Source organism: Microbacterium maritypicum MF109 (assembly GCF_000455825.1).
In the GTDB taxonomy this organism is placed as follows: Bacteria; Actinomycetota; Actinomycetes; order Actinomycetales; family Microbacteriaceae; genus Microbacterium; species Microbacterium maritypicum_A.
The window spans coordinates 26,943-46,691 of the sequence record NZ_ATAO01000057.1 but is presented as its reverse complement, the minus strand read 5'-3'; the positions used below and the strand labels follow the sequence as shown (position 1 = coordinate 46,691).

At 68.4% G+C, this 19,749-nt stretch carries 17 protein-coding genes; 6 read left to right on the top strand and 11 right to left on the bottom strand.

What is annotated here, in order from left to right; genetic code table 11:
* The first annotated feature begins 48 nt into the window (after positions 1-48).
* Both L687_RS25150 and L687_RS25145 read left to right on the top strand, forming a co-directional pair.
* Positions 49-1,758 (top strand): ABC transporter family substrate-binding protein, encoded by a 1,710-nt coding sequence (locus tag L687_RS25150; protein ID WP_021198558.1) that lies wholly within the window; start codon positions 49-51, stop codon positions 1,756-1,758.
* A 75-nt stretch (positions 1,759-1,833) separates the two neighbouring features.
* On the top strand, positions 1,834-2,589 hold the full coding sequence (locus L687_RS25145; RefSeq protein ID WP_021198557.1) for an alpha/beta fold hydrolase: 756 nt from the start codon (positions 1,834-1,836) through the stop codon (positions 2,587-2,589).
* On the opposite strand, the gene L687_RS25140 is transcribed toward L687_RS25145, so the two are convergent.
* Together L687_RS25140 and L687_RS25135 are read right to left on the bottom strand one after the other, a co-directional pair.
* The gene (locus L687_RS25140; protein ID WP_021198556.1) at positions 2,584-3,822 is read right to left on the bottom strand and encodes an MFS transporter; all 1,239 of its coding nucleotides are present in this window, start codon (positions 3,820-3,822) and stop codon (positions 2,584-2,586) included. The two genes, L687_RS25145 and L687_RS25140, sit on opposite strands and share 6 nt — an antisense overlap.
* On the bottom strand, positions 3,819-5,198 hold the full coding sequence (locus tag L687_RS25135) for a glycoside hydrolase family 1 protein (protein ID WP_021198555.1): 1,380 nt from the start codon (positions 5,196-5,198) through the stop codon (positions 3,819-3,821). Before L687_RS25135 ends, L687_RS25140 begins: the two co-directional genes overlap by 4 nt.
* Positions 5,199-5,420: 222 nt before the next feature.
* Here L687_RS25135 and rpsT point away from each other — a divergent pair, with 222 nt between their 5' ends.
* Positions 5,421-5,681, top strand: a complete 261-nt coding sequence (rpsT, locus tag L687_RS25130) for a 30S ribosomal protein S20 (protein ID WP_017830351.1) — start codon at positions 5,421-5,423, stop codon at positions 5,679-5,681.
* A gap of 102 nt (positions 5,682-5,783) precedes the next feature.
* Here rpsT and holA read toward each other — a convergent pair whose 3' ends face one another.
* The 5 genes from holA to L687_RS25105 all read right to left on the bottom strand — a co-directional run bounded on the left by holA (position 5,784) and on the right by L687_RS25105 (position 13,870).
* Complete coding sequence (gene holA, locus L687_RS25125; RefSeq protein ID WP_021198554.1) at positions 5,784-6,821, bottom strand: DNA polymerase III subunit delta; 1,038 nt, start codon at positions 6,819-6,821, stop codon at positions 5,784-5,786.
* A gap of 61 nt (positions 6,822-6,882) precedes the next feature.
* On the bottom strand, positions 6,883-9,210 hold the full coding sequence (locus L687_RS25120) for a ComEC/Rec2 family competence protein (RefSeq protein WP_040569597.1): 2,328 nt from the start codon (positions 9,208-9,210) through the stop codon (positions 6,883-6,885).
* On the bottom strand, positions 9,207-9,821 hold the full coding sequence (locus tag L687_RS25115; protein WP_021198552.1) for a helix-hairpin-helix domain-containing protein: 615 nt from the start codon (positions 9,819-9,821) through the stop codon (positions 9,207-9,209). Before L687_RS25115 ends, L687_RS25120 begins: the two co-directional genes overlap by 4 nt.
* Positions 9,822-9,933: 112 nt before the next feature.
* Positions 9,934-12,510, bottom strand: a complete 2,577-nt coding sequence (gene leuS / locus L687_RS25110; protein ID WP_040569599.1) for a leucine--tRNA ligase — start codon at positions 12,508-12,510, stop codon at positions 9,934-9,936.
* Positions 12,511-12,544: 34 nt separating this feature from the next.
* Complete coding sequence (locus L687_RS25105) at positions 12,545-13,870, bottom strand: anthranilate synthase component I family protein (RefSeq protein WP_021198550.1); 1,326 nt, start codon at positions 13,868-13,870, stop codon at positions 12,545-12,547.
* A 41-nt stretch (positions 13,871-13,911) separates the two neighbouring features.
* Between L687_RS25105 and L687_RS25100 the strand changes: the two genes are divergently transcribed.
* Genes L687_RS25100 through L687_RS25090 form a run of 3 tightly spaced genes read left to right on the top strand, consistent with a single transcriptional unit; the run spans position 13,912 to position 16,478 of the window.
* Complete coding sequence (locus L687_RS25100; protein WP_021198549.1) at positions 13,912-14,583, top strand: DedA family protein; 672 nt, start codon at positions 13,912-13,914, stop codon at positions 14,581-14,583.
* 4 nt (positions 14,584-14,587) lie between these two features.
* Positions 14,588-15,613 (top strand): App1 family protein, encoded by a 1,026-nt coding sequence (locus L687_RS25095; RefSeq protein WP_021198548.1) that lies wholly within the window; start codon positions 14,588-14,590, stop codon positions 15,611-15,613.
* A 1-nt stretch (position 15,614) separates the two neighbouring features.
* A complete protein-coding gene (locus L687_RS25090) occupies positions 15,615-16,478 on the top strand; it encodes a hypothetical protein (RefSeq protein ID WP_021198547.1) in 864 nt (287 codons plus the stop codon).
* Positions 16,479-16,481: 3 nt separating this feature from the next.
* On the opposite strand, the gene L687_RS25085 is transcribed toward L687_RS25090, so the two are convergent.
* Genes L687_RS25085 through L687_RS25070 form a run of 4 tightly spaced genes read right to left on the bottom strand, consistent with a single transcriptional unit; the run spans position 16,482 to position 19,711 of the window.
* On the bottom strand, positions 16,482-17,690 hold the full coding sequence (locus tag L687_RS25085; protein WP_021198546.1) for a glycoside hydrolase family 3 N-terminal domain-containing protein: 1,209 nt from the start codon (positions 17,688-17,690) through the stop codon (positions 16,482-16,484).
* Positions 17,691-17,710: 20 nt separating this feature from the next.
* Positions 17,711-18,367 (bottom strand): NAD(P)H-binding protein, encoded by a 657-nt coding sequence (locus tag L687_RS25080; protein ID WP_021198545.1) that lies wholly within the window; start codon positions 18,365-18,367, stop codon positions 17,711-17,713.
* A gap of 28 nt (positions 18,368-18,395) precedes the next feature.
* Positions 18,396-18,923: a hypothetical protein gene (locus tag L687_RS25075; protein ID WP_021198544.1), complete on the bottom strand. Its 528-nt coding sequence runs from the start codon at positions 18,921-18,923 to the stop codon at positions 18,396-18,398.
* Complete coding sequence (locus L687_RS25070; RefSeq protein WP_021198543.1) at positions 18,920-19,711, bottom strand: hypothetical protein; 792 nt, start codon at positions 19,709-19,711, stop codon at positions 18,920-18,922. The genes L687_RS25075 and L687_RS25070 overlap by 4 nt, the downstream gene beginning before the upstream one ends.
* Positions 19,712-19,749: the final 38 nt, after the last annotated feature.

Genomic DNA, 19,749 nt, shown 5'->3' with positions numbered 1-19,749 from the left:
GGCGAACTATTCTCCCCTTATGACACGCCGCAAGGCGAAAGGAGCACCATGAAGCAGTACAAGCTGATGGGAGCGCTGGCACTCACCGGCGCTTTCGCACTCGCGCTCAGCGGGTGCGCTGCCGGTAACACCGGCAGTGGCGACAAGGGCGACGCCGGCGAGACGACCGACGTCGAGATGGCGAACTACAACCCGCAGCCTCGTGAGAACCTCAAGGAGGGCGGCACGGTCAACTTCGCGATCCGCGAGGTTCCGACGCAGCTGAACTCGTTCAACAGCGACGGCAGCGCCGACACCGCACGCATCGCCGCGTGGTACATGCCGCAGATCATCCTCATGAAGCCGGATGGCACGCAGTACAAGAACGACAACTACCTCTCCGAGTGGAAGAACGAGGTGAAGGACGGCAAGACGGTCCTGACCTTCACGTTCACCGATGAGGCGCACTGGAACGATGGCACCGACATGGACTGGACTGCCATCGACGCCACCTGGAAGGCCAACCGCTCGTACGACGAGGGCTTCAACCCGAACGCGACCGACGGCTACAAGGAGATCGAATCCGTCGAACAGGGCGACACGGCGAAGACCGCCATCGTCACGTTCAAGGGCGAGTTCGCCTGGCCGCAGATGCCGTTCAACGGCGGCGTCATCCACCCGGCTCTCGCTGACCCGACGACCTTCAACGAGGCCATGATCAGCAACCCGCACCCCGAGTGGGGCGCTGGCCCGTACACGGTCAACGAGTTCGACGCCAACAAGGGCTACATCTCGTTCAAGCCGAACCCCGAGTGGTGGGGCGACGCGCCGCTCCTCGACGAGGTCACCATGACCGGCATGGACGCCCAGGCCGGCGTCAACGCCTTCAAGAACGGCGAGGTCGACATGGTCGAGACGGGTTCCCAGGAGCTCATCGACCAGGTCAAGGACGTCGACGGCGCGAAGGTCTATCGCGCACAGCAGACCGCCAACACCATCCTGCAGGTCGACTCGACCAAGCCGCAGTTCGAGGACGTCAAGGTCCGTGAAGCGTTCTTCAAGGCCATCAATATCGACCAGCAGAAGCAGATCGCCTGGAACGGCCTCGGCTACCAGGAAGACCCGGCGGGCTCGCTGACGCTCTTCTCGTTCCAGCCCGGCTACGAGGACTCGATGAAGGCCGCAGGCTGGAAGTTCGATGTCGAGGGTGCCAAGAAGCTCCTCGACGAGGCCGGCTGGAAGGAAGGCTCCGACGGTATCCGCGAGAAGGACGGCGTCAAGCTCTCCGTCGTGTACCCGATCTGGAGCGACTCCGCCACGCAGAAGGCTCTCGCGCAGTCGCTGCAGGCCCAGGAGAAGGAGGTCGGCATCGACGTCAAGGTCGAGGTCCGCCCCGCCAGCCAGTTCTCCGACGACTACACGTCGAAGAACTGGGATGTCTCCGGACTCCGCTTCACCTCCTCCGACCCGTTCGGTGCCGCCTGGTTCTGCCAGCTGTACTGCTCGGACTCGGGTCTCAACCTGTCGGGTGTCGGTGACGCCGAACTCGACGCCGAGATCAAGGACAAGGTCGAGTCGCAGTCGGACCCCGAGGCGCAGACCGCTGCCGCGATGAAGCTCGAGCCGGAGATCTACAAGCGCTGGGGCCTCATCCCGCTGTACAACGGCCCGCAGATCTACACCGTCAAGGAAGGCCTGGCGAACCTCACGCCCGAGCCCTACGTCGGTCTGGACCTGTTCGGCATTCAGCCGGTCGAGAACGTCGGCTGGGAGAAGTAACACTCTCTGACACACATGGTGTCGAAGCGGGGTCGGTGGTTCATCCACGGGCCCCGCTTTCCTTATGCTGAACCCGTGAGCGTCCAGATCGTCTTCGTGCACGGTATCCGCACGTCCGCCACCATGTGGCGGTCCCAGGCGGCCTACCTCGAGGAGCGCGGCTACGCCTTCACCGCCGTCGACCTCCCGGGGCACGGTACGCGGATGCAGGAGGACTTCACCCTCCACGAGGCGCTGCACACCATAGATGAGGCGGTGCGCGCCGCGGCCGAGAAGGGCCCCGTCCTGCTGGTGGGGCATTCGATGGGCGGATTGCTCTGCCTCGCGTATGTCGGCGGCGCGGAGCAACCTCCCGTCGCGGGGCTGATCGCGGCGTCCTGCACCTCGATCCCCCACGGTGCCGGGCTCGCGGCCTACCGTCTCTTCACTCGAGCCGTCGATGCCCTTCCCGACCGCGGGATGTGGCTGACCGGCCGGATCCTCGAAGCCACCGTGCCTGTGGAGACCCGGTCCGACTTCGCCGCCGGCGGCTACGCGCTCGACACCCAGGACGCCGCGCTGCGCAGTCTGGCCGCGCTCGACATCGCCGCGGCGATCCCTCGCATCACGATTCCGCTCTGGTTCGTGAACGGGCAGTACGACCAGCTGCGGCTCAACGAGTCACTGTTCCAACGGCTCGCCCCGCATGCCGAGCTCATCATCGTGCCACGCACGACGCACCTCGTCACCGCGATGCGGCCGCAGATCTTCAACGCCGTGCTGCAGCTCGCCATCGCGACCGTGGAGCGTGACGCCGCGCAGGGAGTGACGCCTGACCCCTCGAGTTCATGACGCCCTGGCCGGCTGCCGCGCGAACGCCGTGAGCAGCCCGCCGACGAGGGAGAGAACCGCCGCCGCGACGAACACGAGCCAGAAGCCGCCGACCAGCGCGACCAGTCCCGCCCCCAGCACAGGGCCGATGAGCTGCCCGAGCGCGGCTGTGACGTTCACGATCCCGAGGTCCCTCGCATGGTCCTGCTCGTCCGGCAGCAGGTCGGCGGCGAATGCGAGGCCCACCGTCGAGAACGCGCCATAGCCGAGGCCCATCAGCGCGGCAGCGACCATCGTCATCTCGAACGTCGGTACCAGCGCGATCGCCACCCCCGAGGCCGCCTGCACGACCGTCGCCGCCACCGTGAGCGTCCGGCGATTCCCTGTCCGGTCGGAGACGATCCCCGTGATCACCGAGGCGATGACGACGAACACCGTGTAGACGACGATCAGCAGCAGCAGGTTGTCCTGGGCGATGGCGCTGGGCTGACCGAGGCCGTGCAGCAGGAAGAACAGGAACAGCGCGGTCCCGAGTGCGTTGCCGACGTTCGTCACCAGGCGCCCGGACAGCATCCAGGCGAAGTCGCGATCGCGCAGTGAGTCCAGGTGGCGGCGTCCGATCCGTTTCGGCCGCATCGCCTCCGTGGTCGGTGGATCGGGCAGCAGCAGCGCCGCCGTCGTACCGACCACCGCGATGATCCCGGCGAGCAGGAGATAGCCTTCCCGGAGCTCGAGACCGAGCAGGACAACGAGGCCGACCCCGACCACGATGCCGACAGCCTGGCTGGACCCGACCGCGGCGGAGGCGGCCCCGCGCTGTGTCGTCGGCAGCTGGTCGGCGATCAGCGCGGTGAAGGCGGCGGACGACACCGCCACGCCGATCGACACCCCGACCCAACCGGCGCCCACGGCCCATGGCCCTTGCGCGTAGCCGGTGAGGACGAGGCAGACCGCGGTGAACAGCACACCGCCCAGCGCCCACGGACGCCGACGGTGGCGGCCCGCAGCCGCGCGGTCCGAGAGCGCGCCGGCCGCCGGTCCCGCGATGATCCCGGCGAGCCCGCCGATTCCGAGAACCAGTCCCGAGGAGACGACGCCCCGGATCCAGTCGTCCTGCGGGGTGTCGAGCTGCAGCGGCAGGAGCAGCTGCACCGGCGTGAGCTGCACGGTCCAGATCGCCAGCCACGCGAGCGTGAACAGCGACATCCAGCGCGCACCCGCGCGGACCGGGCGCGTTCCGGTCGCTTCGGTCATCTCGCCGCCTCCGTCGTGGCAGCGGTCGCATCCGTCCGCGCGCTCTCGATGATCCCGCGGTACCAGTCGTACGACGCCTTGGGGGTCCGTTCCCCCGTCTCGAAGTCGACGTGGACGAGTCCGAAGCGCTGAGTGTAGCCGTCAGCCCACTCCCAGTTGTCGAGCAGCGACCACACCGTGTACTCCTCCACCGGCACCCCCGCATCGATCGCCTCCCCTACCGCGGCGATGTGTCCCGCCAGATAGGCGATCCGATCGGCGTCATCCACGCGGAGGGCGCGCTCGGGTTCCGGGAACGACGCACCGTTCTCGCCGATGATCACGGGCGGCATCTGCGGATGCCGGGTGTGCAGGTCGATCAGGAGATCGCGCAGCGCGCTCGGCATGATCGGCCATTCCGGACCGAACCCGGTGACCGGGACTCCCGGAGTGGGCACGATGTCGAACGGGATCGGGCTCTCCTGCTCGGCGGCGGTCACCGTGGTCGGGTTGTAGAAGTTGATGCCGTAGAAGTCGATCGAGCGTCCTATGGCCTCGAGGTCGCCGTCCTGCACAGGCATCGGGGGCAGGCCGAGTGATTCCAGGTCGGGGTATGTTCCGGCGAGGAGGGGTTCGCTGAAGATCCGGTTGTGGATCAGATCGTAGACCGCTGCGGCCTGGTGGTCTTCAGCGGTGTCGCCCAGCGGCAGGACCCGAGTGTGGTTGTTGACCAGTCCGACCGATGCGGCACCACGCTCCCGCAGAGCGGCTGCCGCGCGAGCATGGGCGAGCAGTTGATGGTGAGCGGTCGGCAGCGCGCCGAAGAGGAGCTGCTTCCCGGGCGCCAGCGCGCCGACCGCGTATCCCTGAAGCGTCATCATGGCGGGCTCGTTCAGGGTGTACCAGTGCTGCACCCGGTCGCCGAGACGATCAGCCACGATGGCCGCATAGTCGGCGAAGCGCTCCGCGGTATCGCGCTCGAGCCAGCCGCCGCCTGCTTCGATGAGACTCGGCATCTCCCAGTGGAACAGGGTGGGGAACGGGACGACCCCGGCATCGAGGAGGAGATCGACCAGGCGCGAGTAGTGATCGAGGGCCGACGCGTCACCGCGGCCGAGGCCGTCGGGCTGCACGCGAGCCCACGGGATCGAGAACCTGTAGCGGTCGAGACCCAGGCCCGCCGCAAGGGCGACATCATCCTCGGAGCGCCGGTAGCTGTCGCACGCGGGATCCGCCGTCGATGCGTCGACGATCGCTCCCGGTCTCTCGAGGAAGTCATCCCAGATGGAACGACCGGATATCCCGGTGGGGCGCGACCCCTCGATCTGGAACGCTGAGGTCGCGGCGGACCAGCGGAGCCCGGCAGGCGCAGACAGGCGAGGGAACGCGGGGGTCATGGGGCTCCTTGACATCAGTGTCGAGATAGTGATGATTCTGCACCCGGTACCATCGAATGCGCGACTGCGTCTCGCATTCTCCTCGTCGTTTCGCGTCAACAGCCCCTCTGCTGGTAGACTCGACTCTTGGCTTGCGTGTGGGTTCTTCCCTCACGACCGCTGTGCAGCAGCCCTCTTCTGCTGCCGGCATTCCGAACACTCCTGTACAGAAAGCGTCCACACGTGGCAAACATCAAGTCGCAGATCAAGCGCAACAAGACCAACGAGAAGGCGCGCGAGCGCAACAAGGCCGTGAAGAGCGAGCTCAAGACGGTCATCCGCACCACTCGCACGGCCGTCTCCGCCGGTGACAAGGCCGCCGCAGAGGCCGCCCTGAAGAAGGCTGCCGTCAAGCTCGACAAGGCCGTCAGCAAGGGTGTCCTGCACAAGAACCAGGCGTCGAACCGCAAGTCGGCTCTCGCCAAGCAGGTCGCTTCCCTCTGAGCCGAAGCTTCTGAGAAAGGCCCGTCCCGTTCCTCGGGGCGGGCCTTCTTCATTGCCTCGGAGCGTCCCGGCAGTCGAATCCGACTGGCCACTCTCGCTCGATCACTCGCCGAACGGCTGGCGAGTGGCGATGACGGTGACCATGCGCTCCAGCGCGAAGATCGGGTCGCGTGCCGCACCCTTGACCTCGCCATCGGCCCTGGCAGTGGCCTGGATCGCCATTCCGAGTGACCGCTCGTTCCAGCCGGCGAGATCGCGGCGTGCGCGGTCAACCTGCCAATCCTTCATTCCCAGACGCTGAGCGAGCTGGCGGCTCGGCTCGCGGTTGCCGGCGACTCGTGCCATGGTGCGGAGCTTCATGGCGAAGGCCGCGACCATCGGAACCGGGTCGGCGCCCGACGAGAGAGCATGACGGAGGGCGATGAGGGCCTCGCCGTAGCGTCCGGCGATGGCCGTGTCGGCGACGACGAACGCCGACACCTCGACCCGACCTCCGTAGTACTTGGTGACGATGTCTTCGGAGATGTCGCCCTCGACGTCTCCGATGAGCTGCTGGCAGGCCGCGGCGAGCTCGGTGAGGTCGTCGGCGAAGGCCGAGACCAGGGCTCGAAGAGCCGGAGGCGCGATGCGCTTCTTCGCCGCGCGGAACTCGCCGGCGGCGAAGTCGACTCGGTCGCTGTCGCGCTTGATGGCAGGGCAGGCGATCTCGATACCGCCGCCGTTCCCGGCACGGACAGCGTCGAGCAGCTTCTTGCCTCGCACGCTGGCGCCCGTGTGGCGAAGGATGACGGTCGCGCCCTCCTGCGGGTTGTCGAGATACGACACCGCCTCCTGGATGAAGGCATCGGAGCACTTCTCCACGCCGGAGACGCGGACGAGACGTGGTTCCCCGAACAAGGACGGCGATGTGAGGGAGAGCAGCGTTCCGGGTGCGTAATCATCGGCCCGTACGTCACTCACTTCGAGCGCGGGGTCCTCGGCACGGAGGTAGTCGCGAACGCCGGCGATCGCGCGCTCGGCGCAGACCTCTTCCGGGCCCGACACGAGCACGATCGGAGCGGGGTGCGGCTCACGCCAGGAGACCTGCGGGATCTTGGTGGGCTTCGCGCCGCCGCGGGAAGGGGTTCGCGAAGCTGCCATGGATCCAGCCTACCGGCGGTCGCCGACATGGTTCCGCTCCTTCGAGGCTGATCCGAGCGGCTCATCCGGCAGGCTTCTCCGTCCAGACCTGCAGTTCGCCGTCGCGAAGACCGAGCAGAATGCGCCCCCGTTCGTCGGTGCGCAGCACATGTGCACCGGTCGCCGCCAGGAGATCGAGGGTCTCGGAACGTGGGTGCCCGTAGTCGTTGTCCGCTCCGACGCTGAACAGCGCCACCCGGGGCCGCATCGCCTCGTAGAGGCCGGGATCCTGGTCGGCGCTGCCGTGGTGCGCGACCTTGACCACGGCGTACGGCATCATCCTCGCCGTACGCTGCAGCATGCGCTGGGGCGCGGCCGAGAGGTCGCCGAGATAGATCGAGCGGGGCACCTCTCCCCCGTCGAACTCCATCACCACACTCGCATCGTTGCCGTCGGGAAAAGCAGCGGAATGGCGCAGCGGCCAGAGCACACGCCACGCGGCCTCGCCGAGCATGCCCTGCTGGCCTGCCGACGCCGCGTGGACGCGTGCGCCTCCATCGACGAGGTCATCGAGGAGGCGTCGATCGGCGTCCTCGGCGATCGGACCATGCATGACCACGTCGACACGACCGCGCACCGCCTCAGCCCCGCCGACGTGATCGAGGTCGAAGTGGGTGAGGACGAGAAGGTCGATGCGCTCGACGCCGAGCGACCGCAGACATGAGGCCAGTGGCTGGGGCTCCGGCCCCGTGTCGATCAAAGCGACCTGGGTCGCCGAGCGCACGAGCACCGCGTCACCCTGCCCGACATCGCACGCCGCGACGGCCCAGGCGTCGGGGGTCGTCGCCGTGGCGAGGGGGCCGTCGAGAAGCGCACGAGAACCGGCGAGCGACAGCACCACGACGACGATCACCGCCGCACCGCGACGTCCCCAGGCAGCCGCCCGCTCCACACGTGAGCCCGGCTGATGCGTGGGGGCACGCATCAGCACGATGGCGATCGCCGCACTCACCACCGCCACCACCAGGGCACTGCCGAGGCCGGGTGGTACCAGGACCTGCGCGCCCGGCAGCTGGGCCGTGGTGGTCGCGGTCATCGCGATCCACGCCGCGGGAAGCCACGCCGAGGCCGTCAGCAGGTCAGCGAGCACCGGCAATGGAGCGGCGAGGCAGGCGAGGAGCCCGATCACCGTCGCGACCGGGGCTGCGGGCCCCGCGATCAGGTTCGCGGCGATACCGACCAACGACTGCTGTTCCGCGAACAGGGCGATGATCGGGCCGCACGCGAGCTGCGCGGAGAGCGGGACCGCGACAGCGAGCGCGACGGGGCGCGGCATCCCCCGAGCCAAGCCGCGCGCCAGAGGTGGGGCGAGCAGGATCAACGCACCCGAGGCGACGACCGACAGCGCGAACCCCGGCGTCGCCGCGAGCCAGGGGTCCGCAACCAGAATGATTGTGGCGCACAGCGACAGCATCCCGGCCCCGGCGCTCGGCTTCCCCGACAGCACGGAGAGCATCCCCACGGCCGCCATCACCCCCGCCCGGATCACACTCGGCTCGGGAGTCACCAGAACCACGAACCCGGCCAGGCCCACGAGTGACAGGACGACACGCAACCGGCGGCCGCCTCCGCACAGTGCCGTCAGCCAGAAGATCGCGCCGACCACGATCGCGCAGTTCGCTCCGCTGACCGCGGTGAGGTGACTGAGCCCGCTGGTGCGCATGTCGTCGTTCAGCTCGGCGGTGACGGCGCGCGTGTCGCCGACCGCGAGTCCGGGAAGCAGCCCGTTGCCCGGTTCCGGCAGGCGTAGAGACCGTTCGACGAACACGCTCTTGATCGTCGCCGCCGCACCGAAGACACCAGGCGCGGGCGAGATGACCTCGGCGTCGCTCGCGAAGACGACCAACGCTGAGCGCTCCACGGCATCCGTCGCCGATGACTCGCCCACGACCCGAACCGTCGCGCCGAGGTCGAAGCCCTCGGCGGGGGCGACCCCCAGGCGCACCGGGGCGGCGGACGCCACCGCACGGCCCGGCGGCCCGAGCGTCGATGTCACCGCCTCGAACCACAGCCGCCCATCGCGTCCGATCGATGCGGAGGACGTCACCTCGGCCGTGATCTCGACCACGCGAGCGTCCCACCCCTTCGCCGCTTCCCGCTCGGGCACGGCGAACCCGACCGATACCGCCGCAGCCGCCATCGCGGCCAGCACGACGACGGCGAGGCCCCCGAGCGCCCAGGACTCTCCATGGCGGTTTCGACGGTGCACGACCGATGCCAGCACGCCTACCGCCCCGAGCCCGCACACGGCGGCGCACCCCCACGCGACCGCAGGGAACATCACACACAGCAGCGCGACGCACCACACCGCCACCGCGAGCGGCACGAGCCGGAGGTCTCGTCCCCTCACACCCTGACCCCGTCGCGCAGGCCTGCGACCAGCTTCTCCCCGATGCCGGGAACCGCCAGGAGGTCGTCCACCGAGGCGAACCGGCCGTTCTCCTCCCGCCAGGAGATGATCCGCTCCGCGAGTGCCGGACCGATACGCGGGAGCGTCTCCAACGCCGCCTGATCCGCGGTGTTGAGGTCGATCCGGTCATCGTCCGGTGGCGGTGCGACTTCGCCGGGCCCACCCGCCATGGCTCCGGCTGCCGGCACGACGACCTGCTCTCCGTCTTCGAGCATTCGAGCGAGGTTGACCGCGGCCAGATCGGCCTCGACGGTCGTTCCCCCTGCAGCCGCCAGCGCATCGACGAGCCGTGCGTCACGATCGAGCACATAGAGTCCGGGCTTCTCGACAGCGCCGAGAACGTGCACGTAAAGGTCATCGGTCGCTTCGGGGCCTGCGCCTGTTCCCGTACTCGTGTCTTCGAGCGGCACCGATTCGACAGGCGCGGCCTGCCCCCGCATGATCCCGAGCCCCACGGCAGCCGACAGCACGACGAGAGCCAGCACCACCGCCGCTCCGATGCTCAGACGCAGTCGGCGCCGAGGTGGGAGGGGTGCCTGCGGAGATTCCATCCGGCCACGCTAGGCGCGGTCGATCCTCCGGCCGGGCGGCATTCGCCCCTGCCGGGGACAACCCCGTGCGAGGAGACTTCCGTGGAGGACAGGCGATCAGCCCGTACGTCGATCAGCCCTTGACGACGAAGCTCACGATCTTCGGAGCACGCACGACGACCTTCACGATCTCGCGGTCGCCGATCGACCGGATCACGCGCTCGTCGGCGCGGGCCAGAGCCTCGAGCTCCGACTCGCCGATACGCGCCGAGACCTCGAGCTGGGCGCGCACCTTGCCGCCCACCTGCACGACGGCGATGATCGTGTCCTCGATCAGCAGTGCCGGGTCGGCGGAACGCCACGTCACCAGGCCGACGGAAGGCTCGTGTCCGAGGACCTCCCACATCTCCTCCGCCGTGTGCGGAGCGATGAGGTCGAGCATCACGGCGATCGTCTCCGCGGCTTCGCGGACGGCGGGGTCAGCCGCGCCGGCGGCACCGTCGATCGTCTTGCGGGTGACGTTCACGAGCTCCATCAGGCGCGCGACCAGCACGTTGAACTTCGTCTGCTCGACCAGAGCGGGCGCTTCGGCGAGCAGCTTGTGCGTCGCGCGTCGCAGCGCGGAGTCACCGCCGTCGAACACCACGTCGACCGGGCTCGACACCTCACCGGCGATGCGCATCGCGCGCGCCAGGAACTTCTGGGCGCCGGTCGTCGAGACGTCGGCCCAATCCTTGTCGTCCTCCACGGGACCGGCGAACGCCAGCCCCACACGCAGGGCGTCGGCGCCGTGGGCGTCGAGCTCCTCCTGGAAGAGCACCAGGTTGCCCTTGCTCTTGGACATCTTCTGCCCGTCGAGCAGCACCATGCCCTGGTTGATGAGGTTCGAGAACGGCTCGGTGAAGTCGATCAGCCCCATGTCGAACAGGACCTTCGTGATGAAGCGCGCGTACAGCAGGTGCAGGATCGCGTGCTCGACACCACCGATGTACGAGTCCACCGGTGCCCAGCGCGCCGCCTGCGCCGGATCGAAAGCCACCGTGTCGCTGTTCGGCGAGAGGAAACGCAGGAAATACCACGAGCTGTCGACGAACGTGTCCATCGTGTCGGGGTCGCGCAGCACGGGGTCGCCCGTCTGCGGGTCGGTCGTGCGCACCCAGCTCTCGGCACCGCCCAGCGGCGAGGTGCCCTTGGGCTTGAGGTCGAGTCCTTCGACGCTCGGCAGCCTCACGGGGAGCTTGTCCTCGGAAACCGGGATGATGCTGCCGTCTTCGGCGTGCAGCATCGGGATCGGCGTGCCCCAGAAGCGCTGACGCGAGATCAGCCAGTCACGCAGACGGTAGTTCTTGGCGGCACGACCCGTGCCGGTCGCTTCCAACTGCTCGATCGCACGCGCGATGGCGTTGCGCTTGGAGAGCCCGTTGAGTGCACCGGAGTTGATCATGCGGCCTTCGCCGGTGAGTGCAACGCCCGTGGTGGCGGGGCTCTGCTCCTCGAGCGCGGCGCCCGTGTCGATCGGCACGCCCTCGTCGTCGACCTCGATCACCGGCATCGCGCCCGTGACGGGAGCCGTCGTGTCGACGACCACCTTGACGGGCAGGTCGAACGCACGGGCGAAGTCCAGGTCGCGCTGGTCGTGCGCAGGAACCGCCATGACCGCACCGTGACCGTAGTCGGCCAGCACATAGTCCGCCGCCCACACCGGAAGCTTCTCGCCGTTCACGGGGTTGATCGCATAGCGCTCGAGGAACACACCGGTCTTCGGGCGGTCCGTGGACTGCCGATCGATGTCGGTCTCCTTCTGCACCTGCTCCAGGTACGTCTGGAAGCGCTGACGCACGTCATCGGAAGCACCGGCAGCGAGCTCGGACGCCAGGTCGGAATCGGGTGCGACCACGAAGAACGTCGCGCCGTGCAGCGTGTCAGGGCGCGTCGAGAACACCGTGACCGGCTCCTCACGCCCCTCGATCATGAAGTCGACGTCGGCGCCCACGGAGCGTCCGATCCAGTTGCGCTGCATCTGCAGCACCTTGTGCGGCCAGAATCCCTCGAGCTGGTTCAGATCGTCGAGCAGACGGTCCGCGTAGTCGGTGATCCGGAAGTACCACTGCGTGAGCTTCTTCTTGATGACCTCGGCTCCACAGCGATCGCAGCGTCCGTCGACGACCTGCTCGTTCGCCAGCACCGTCTGGTCGTTCGGGCACCAGTTCACCGGGCTCTTCTTGCGATACGCCAGGCCCCGCTCGTACAGCTTCAGGAACAGCCACTGATTCCAGTGGTAGTACTCGGGGTCGGACGTGTGCAGGACCCGGCTCCAGTCGAACGAGACGCCGTACTGTTCGAAGCCGACCTTCTGCTGCGCGATGTTCTGATACGTCCAGTCCCGAGGGTCGGCACCCTGCCGGATCGCGGCGTTCTCGGCGGGCAGCCCGAAGGAGTCCCAGCCGATCGGGTTCAGGACGTTGTGTCCGCGGTGGCGCCAGAAACGGGCCACGATGTCGGAGTAGAGGTAGTTCTCGGCGTGCCCCATGTGCAGGTCGCCGGACGGGTACGGGAACATCGCGAGCACATACCGACGCGGGCGGGTGTCGTCGTCGCCACCCGTGAGGAACGTGCCGTTCTCCGCCCAGTACTTCTGCCACTTGTTCTGGATGGCGTGCGCCGACGGGGTCTCGTCGTCGGCAGGAGCGGTGGACAGGTTCTCAGACAACGAACGCACGACCAATCTGATGGAAAAAGCGGGATCAGTTCAGGATATCGGAACGCCAGGGCCCGGGCATTCCGGCACCGAGCGCCATGAGCGGTGCCCTCGCCTTGGTCGCGACCTCGGCGACCTCTGAGGTCGCGATCGACCCCCAGGTGATCCCTCCGCCGGCGCCGACCACAGCCTGCTCCCCTTCGATCACGATGCTGCGGATCACCATCGCCAGATCCAGGGTTCCGTCGTCACCGATGTACCCGAAGCATCCGGCGTACACGCCGCGAGGCCCGCCCTCCAGCTCGTGCAGCCGGGTCATCGCCGACAGCTTCGGAGCCCCGGTCATGCTGCCGGCTGGAAAGGCCGCCTCGAGCAGGGCCTCGACCGTTGTCCCCTCGGCCGCCCGCCCACTCACGGTACTCACCAGCTGGTGCACGGCGGGATAGCTCTCGACCACCCAGAGACCCTCCACACGTATGCTCCCGGGCTCGCACACCCGCGAGAGGTCGTTGCGCATCAGGTCGACGATCATGACGTTCTCGGCGCGCTCCTTGCGGTCCGTCGCCAGTTCTGCGGCGAGCGCGGCGTCTTCGACCGGATCGATGCTTCGGGGCCTGGTGCCTTTGATGGGACGGGTACGGATGACTCCGCCCGCGGCATGGAGGAACTGCTCGGGACTGGCACTCAACAGGGTGCGATCGCCGATGCGCAGGAATCCGCCATGATGGGCGGGCGTGGCGGCGCGGAGCCGACGATAGACCTCGACCGGGTCGTGGGCGCCGGCCACGGTGAAGCGCGTGGTGAGGCACAGTTGGTAGGCGATGCCCTCACGGATGAGATCGCGGCAGCGTTCGATGAGTGCGGCGTACTCGCCGGGGTCGTGTCGGGCGACGGCGATACGCGGCGGGCGATCGGGGTCGCTCATCGAGAAGGGCGCGGATTCCGGGACCCCCACCAGTGCCCGGACGTCTGCCGCCCAGTCCTCGACGTCGCTCTCCATCCCGAGCACCCAGACGCGCTGCTTGTCGTGGTCGAAGGCGACGACACGGGTGGCACGCAGCCAGGAACCGCCCGAGCCGTCTTCCAGGCCCGCGACCGGTGCACCGACGGCGGCGGCGCCGCTCTCATAGTCGAGCCACCCCACCCATCCCCCTGTGAACGGCGGCAGCTCAGGGTCGGCAGCGACGACGTCGACGCGCACCTCGCGCGGAAGCGTCGAGCGCTCCCCCGTCCCGACGAAGCTCCATCCGGTGATCGCGTCAGCCCCGGCGTCGAGCCAGAACACATCGGCGGTCCCGGCTTCCAGCATCCCGAACACCGACGACGGCTCCACCCAGTCGGGAAGCGGACGAGCACTCAGCTGTTCGGGCACCTTTCCAGCCTAGGACCGGGTGGCTCCCGTATCCTCATGGGGTGGACGACCTCCTGATCTGGCTCCTCGACACCGTGCAGTCGATCGATCCGGTCGCCCGCACGCTCATCGCCGGGCTCGCCGTGATGCTGGAGACGAGCATCCTGATCGGCCTCATCGTTCCCGGCGACACGATCGTGATCATCGCGTCCATGGGTGTCGCCACTCCCCTGGAGGGCATCGCGATGGGTGTCGCGGTCGTGATCGGGGCGCTGATCGGGGAGAGCATCGGGTTCTGGCTGGGACGCTGGCTGGGCCCGCACATCCGCGTCTCCTGGTTGGGGCGGCGGATCGGCGAGCACAACTGGGTGCGCGCCGAGAACTATCTCGAGCGCCGCGGGGGGATCGCGATCTTCCTCTCCCGCTTCCTCCCCGTGCTGCATTCTCTGGTTCCCCTCACCGTCGGGATGAGCGAGTACCCGTACCGCAAGTTCCTGGTATGGACGGCTCCCGCCTGTGTCCTCTGGGCCACCGCCTATGTGAGCGTCACGTCGCTTGCCGCCGGCAGCTTCCGCGAGCTGGTCGATCGCGTGCACTTCGCCGGGTACATCTTCGTCGGCGTGATCGCCCTGTTCCTGCTTCTGGCTTTCCTGGGCAAGAAGCTGCTGCAGCGCATCGAAGCCCGTCACCTGGAGTCCCCGGAGGCAGAGGCCGACGCCGACGTGAAAGACTGAGGCAATGGCATCGGCTCCCCCAGCCCCCCGGATCCACTGGTTCGCCCGACTCGAACACCGCTTCCATGTCTGGCGTGAAGGTCGTGCGCGCCGTCGTGGCCGTGTCGCGACGATCCTTCCCTTCCCCGGTTACGGTGGTCCGGGCTGGGTCCGCGTCGTCGGCCGGGTGCTGATCGTCCCGCCGCAGCGTCGCACCCGAGACGGTGAACCCGCCAGCGTCCGCGGATGGCGCAGCTTCGTCGGCATCCCGGTGGGATTCGCCGCTGTCAGCGTGCACTTCGGCGAGACCACCCACCAGGTCGCGGCCGACCGCGGCGGCGTGGTCGATGCCATGATCCGTGTCGATCTGGAACCCGGCTGGCAGACGTTCACGTTCTCGGTCGAGGGCCAGGCGCCGGTGGAGGCTCGCGCATTCATCGTGGCCGAGGGCACCTCGTTCGGCGTGGTGTCGGATGTCGACGACACCGTGATGGTGACGGCGCTGCCTCGTCCCTTCATCGCCTTCTGGAACTCCTTCGTGCTCGACGAGCACGCACGCCTTCCCGTCCCGGGGATGGCCGTCCTCCTCGACCAGCTGCTCCGCCAGCACCCGGGTGCACCCATGGTGTACCTCTCCACCGGTGCGTGGAATGTCGCCCCCACCCTGTGGCGCTTCCTCGGTCGCCACCTCTTCCCCGCCGGCTCCATGCTCCTGACCGACTGGGGTCCCACTCACGAACGGTGGTTCCGCAGCGGGCGTGAACACAAGCTCACGAACCTGCGTCGCCTCGCGACCGAGTTCCCCGACGTGAAATGGCTGTTGATCGGAGACGACGGCCAGCACGACGAGTCGATCTACAGCCAGTTCATGAACGAGTACCCCGATTCCGTCGCCGGCGTCGCGATCCGTCGTCTGCTTCCCGCCGAGGCCGTGCTCGCCGGTGGACGCGCCGGTCACGAACCGCACTCCGAAGATGCCGCCCCGTGGGTGAGCGCCGAGGACGGCGCCGGTCTTCGCGATCTGCTCGGCGAAGCCGGCATCCTGCACTGACATGACCATCGCCCGCCCGGACTGGACCCTCCGCGAGGAGGCGCATCGTGAACGCGCCGATGCCCTCACCGCGGCGCACCGCGAACGGGCGACGCGGGCGGAGAAGCATCCGGTGTGGGACTTCCTCTTCACCTACTACTCGTACAAGCCCGCGCACCTGCGTCGATGGCATCCGGGGGCCGGTGTCGAACTCGCCGATGCGCCGGAACGCCGCGACTGGCGGTGGTACTCCCCCGGACGATCGCCCGGCAGCGTCGTGCCGGATGCGGCGACTTTCGGCGCAGAGAAGACGGAGTTGGCCGCGCTCATCGAGCGCATGCTCCGCCGCACCGCATCCCGCCCCGGACAGTTCGGCTGCTTCGGCCTGCACGAATGGGCGATGGTGTACCGCGCGGACGAGCATCGCCACGCGGTGCCGTTGCGACTCGGGCAGGCGGGCACGGATGCCGTCGTCGAGAATCATGAGCTGCGTTGCACCCATTTCGACGCATTCCGCTTCTTCACCCCCGAAGCGGTCCCCCGCAACCGCACGCCGTTGAGCCGCGACGACCAGCCCCTGTTCGAGCAGCCCGGTTGCCTGCACGCGGGGATGGACCTGTACAAGTGGGCGACGAAACTCGGGCCCCTCATCCCCGGCGAACTCCTCCTGGATTCGTTCGAGCTCGCCCGCGACATCCGCCTGCTCGACATGCAGGCCGCGCCGTACGACCTCTCGGCATGGGACGTGGTCCCGGTTCGCATCGAGACGACCGAGGGCAAGGCCGAGTACGTCCGTCGGCAGCGAGGGTTCGCCGACCGGGGCGCCGATCTGCGCGCGGCGCTGCTGAACGCCTGGATCGGCGACGGAGCTCGCGATGCGGCCTGAGCGTCAGCCCACCGGTTCGCAGTCATCGCAGATCGACCAGCGGGCGGTCGCCGCGGCGGTCTGCATCCGGAGCGCGACCACGCGTGTCGCCGCCTCCTCGAGCCGCTCGGGCGGAAGCGTCCCCGCTTCGGCCGCCGCTGCGATGCCGGCGACCATCGATCCGGCTGTCTGCGCGTCGGACCCCGCGATCATCAACACGAGGTCGTTCCCCGCAGCGATCGCCGCCACCGCGTTCGTGACCGGGTCGGCATAGGCCGGATCTCCTGAAGACAGCAGCATGCCGAGGTCGTCGGTCACCGCCACCCCGGTGAAGCCGAGCTCGTCTCTCGCGATCTCATGCCACCGCGGCGAGAGGGATGCCGGCAGCGGATCGACCGCCGCGTAGGCGAGATGCCCGTACATCAGCAGCGAGGCCCCGGCGTCGATACCGGCGGCGAATGGCACGGCCGCGGTGGCGCGCCATTCCTCGATTCCCATCGTGGTGCTCGGGATCGCGTGATGAGAGTCACCCGGAGCCGCGCCGTGGCCTGGGAAGTGTTTGAGGGTCGAGGCGACGAACTGCTCCTGCGCGACGGTTGCCGCCGCCACGCGCTCCGCCGCCGCGGCAGGGTCTGTGCCGAGCGCGCGACCGTGGATGAACGAGCCGGGATCGTCCGTGTAGTCGGCGACCGTTCCGAAGTTCACGGTGATGCCCGCTCGCGCCACCAGAGAGCCCCGCGCGGTGAACGCCGCGGACGTCTCGGCGACCGGAAGCCCCTTCAGGGAGAGGGAGGCAGGGAAGCCGTCACCGTGCAGTCGGGAGACGAAGCCGCCCTCCTGGTCCACGGCGATGAGCGGTGGCAGGCCGGGATCGACCGTCAGCGCGGCCGTGAGCGCCTGCAACTCCGCTTCGGTCGCGGGGATATTGGCCCCCATGAGGATGAATCCTCCCAGTCCGGACTCCATGTACGACCGAAGGGCGGACGGGTCCGTTCCTGCCACGTGCCCCATGACCACCGTCGCTGCCTGTTCCGCCACGGTCATCTCCTGCACCCGCGCCTTCGCACGCGCGGTGAGCAGCTCAGATCCGCTGGTCGACACCGTGGACTCGGGGATGCCCGACGTCGAGGGTGCGCCCACCGCCGACGCCGTGGCGGCCGACGAGACGAAGAACCCCATCACCGCGGCGAGCGCGAGTGCGCTCGCCGTCCGTCCCCGGCGCCGATTCTCCATGTCGCGCGAAGTGGCGTGTCTCAGCAGGACAGCGCCTCGGCGATCGGCACCGCCGAGTCGGCGTCGCCGTTCCCGAAGCGGATGGTCCGCCCGACCGTGCACGGTTCGTGCAGGGACGCAGCGATCACGGCAGCGACGTCGGCACGCGCGACAGCTCCACGACCGTCCGGATCGAGCTGGATCCGACCGGTGGGATCGTCGAAGGTGAGTGTGCCCGGCGCGAGGATCGTGCCCTCCAGACCGGTGCCACGCAGGTGCTCGTCGGCAGCCCACTTCGCGTCTGCATAGGGGAAGAAGGAGTCGCCTTCCGGCACACCGTGATCAGCGGTGGACCCGAGCCATGACACCATCACGTACCGTCGGACGCCCGCGCGTTCTGCCGCGTCCATGGAACGCTGCGCGGCGTCGCGGTCGACCGCGTAGGTGCGTTCGGCCGATCCGCCACCGGCGCCGGCTGACCAGACGACGGCGTCATGACCGCGGATGATCTCGGCGAGCGCCTCGACATCCATGTTCTCGATGTCGGCGACGAGCGCTTTCGCACCGCCGGCTTCGACATCGGAGGAATGGTCAGGGTTGCGGATCACCCCGGTCACCTCGTCTCCCCGTGCGACGAGGAGCGGCGCGAGCAGGAGGGCGATGCGGCCGTGGCCGCCGAAGACGATGATTCGCGACATGCCTTCACCCTACGCGCCCCCTCCGCACTCAGCGCGGGGTCTGGTCGCTGTCGATCACGAACGCCTGTGGATGGCTCGAAAGGTAGCGCACGACGATCAGCTGACCGCCGGGTATGTACGCGTCGCGGTCGGGATACACAGCGGGGGTAAAGAAGTTGCTCTCCAGCGTGTATTCGACGCCTTCGGCCGTCGTGAACGTCACCCAGTCACCATCCAGAGTCGCCGCCGTCGGTCGACCGTTGTCGTAGATGTACGCACGGGTGAGGGGCACGCCGGCGAGGCTGAGGATGCCGATCACCAGGGAGGCGAGCATGAGGAAAGCGAGGATGCGCGCGCCGATGCGCACGATTCCTCCCCCGACGCGGCCTCGCGGACGCTGATCCGCACGCAGCAGCCCCTCCCGCTCGCGGATGGCCCGCAGCTCCCCGCCGGGCATCGCTCCCCGCGCCGACAGCGCGAACAGGCCGAGGATCGAGAAACCGGCGATGAACACCATCGCGTATCCGTGCGACGCCGGGAAGTTCACGAGCCAGATGAGCGTGTCCATCGGGTTCATCGCCCCTCCTCCTTCTCGATCGTCACGGCGACGGTCTGCGGGTCCTCACGCCGATAGAACGCCCAGACCGGGGCTCCGACCTGCAGGTGCGGAATGGCCTGCGGGTACACGAAGACCGTGGTGTCCGCTTCCCAGGTCGCCGCTCCCTCCGGCGCCATCAGCACGCGCAGGGCGAGCTCGCTCTGCCCCTCACGACGCCGCCCCGTCGGTCGCACCTCGAGCACGGATGCCGTCACCGGGGTGCCGCTCGTGCGCGCCCGCACCTGCCGCGGATCGATCAGCCCCCGTTCGATCCGCCATTGCAGCATCGCGTCCCGCACCGCGGGGTCGTCCAGGTCGGCGAGCTCCACCGTGTCCTGGTCCGTGAGGCTGTACCGCACGGGTACCGGGAGCCCGATCTGCAGGCCGGCGAGATCGGAGGCGTCGACCAGCATGCGCAGCTGCGCGATGAACTCCTCTGCGGTGCTCGGTGTCACCCGGATGAACAGGTCGTACTGCGGCACGTCGTTGACGGTGAGACCGGTGCGCGCGACCTCGACGATCGTGCCCACTCCGATCTGCGTCTCTCCGCGCACCCGCTTACGGCGCCCGAGCCCCGACAGGACCCCGCCGAAGGTCAGCAGCAGACCCCACGCCACACCGATGATGATCGGAGCGCCCAGTGTGTCCTCTCCCGAGAACGGAAGGCTCGACTGTCTCTGATCGACGCCGAAAAGTCCCTCCCCGACCCAGACCACGAGCCAGGCGGACAGCAGCAGCCAGACGACGAAGAGCAGGATGCGGAGCATGCCCTCAGCGTAGCCAGGAGCCGATCTCGACCCGAACA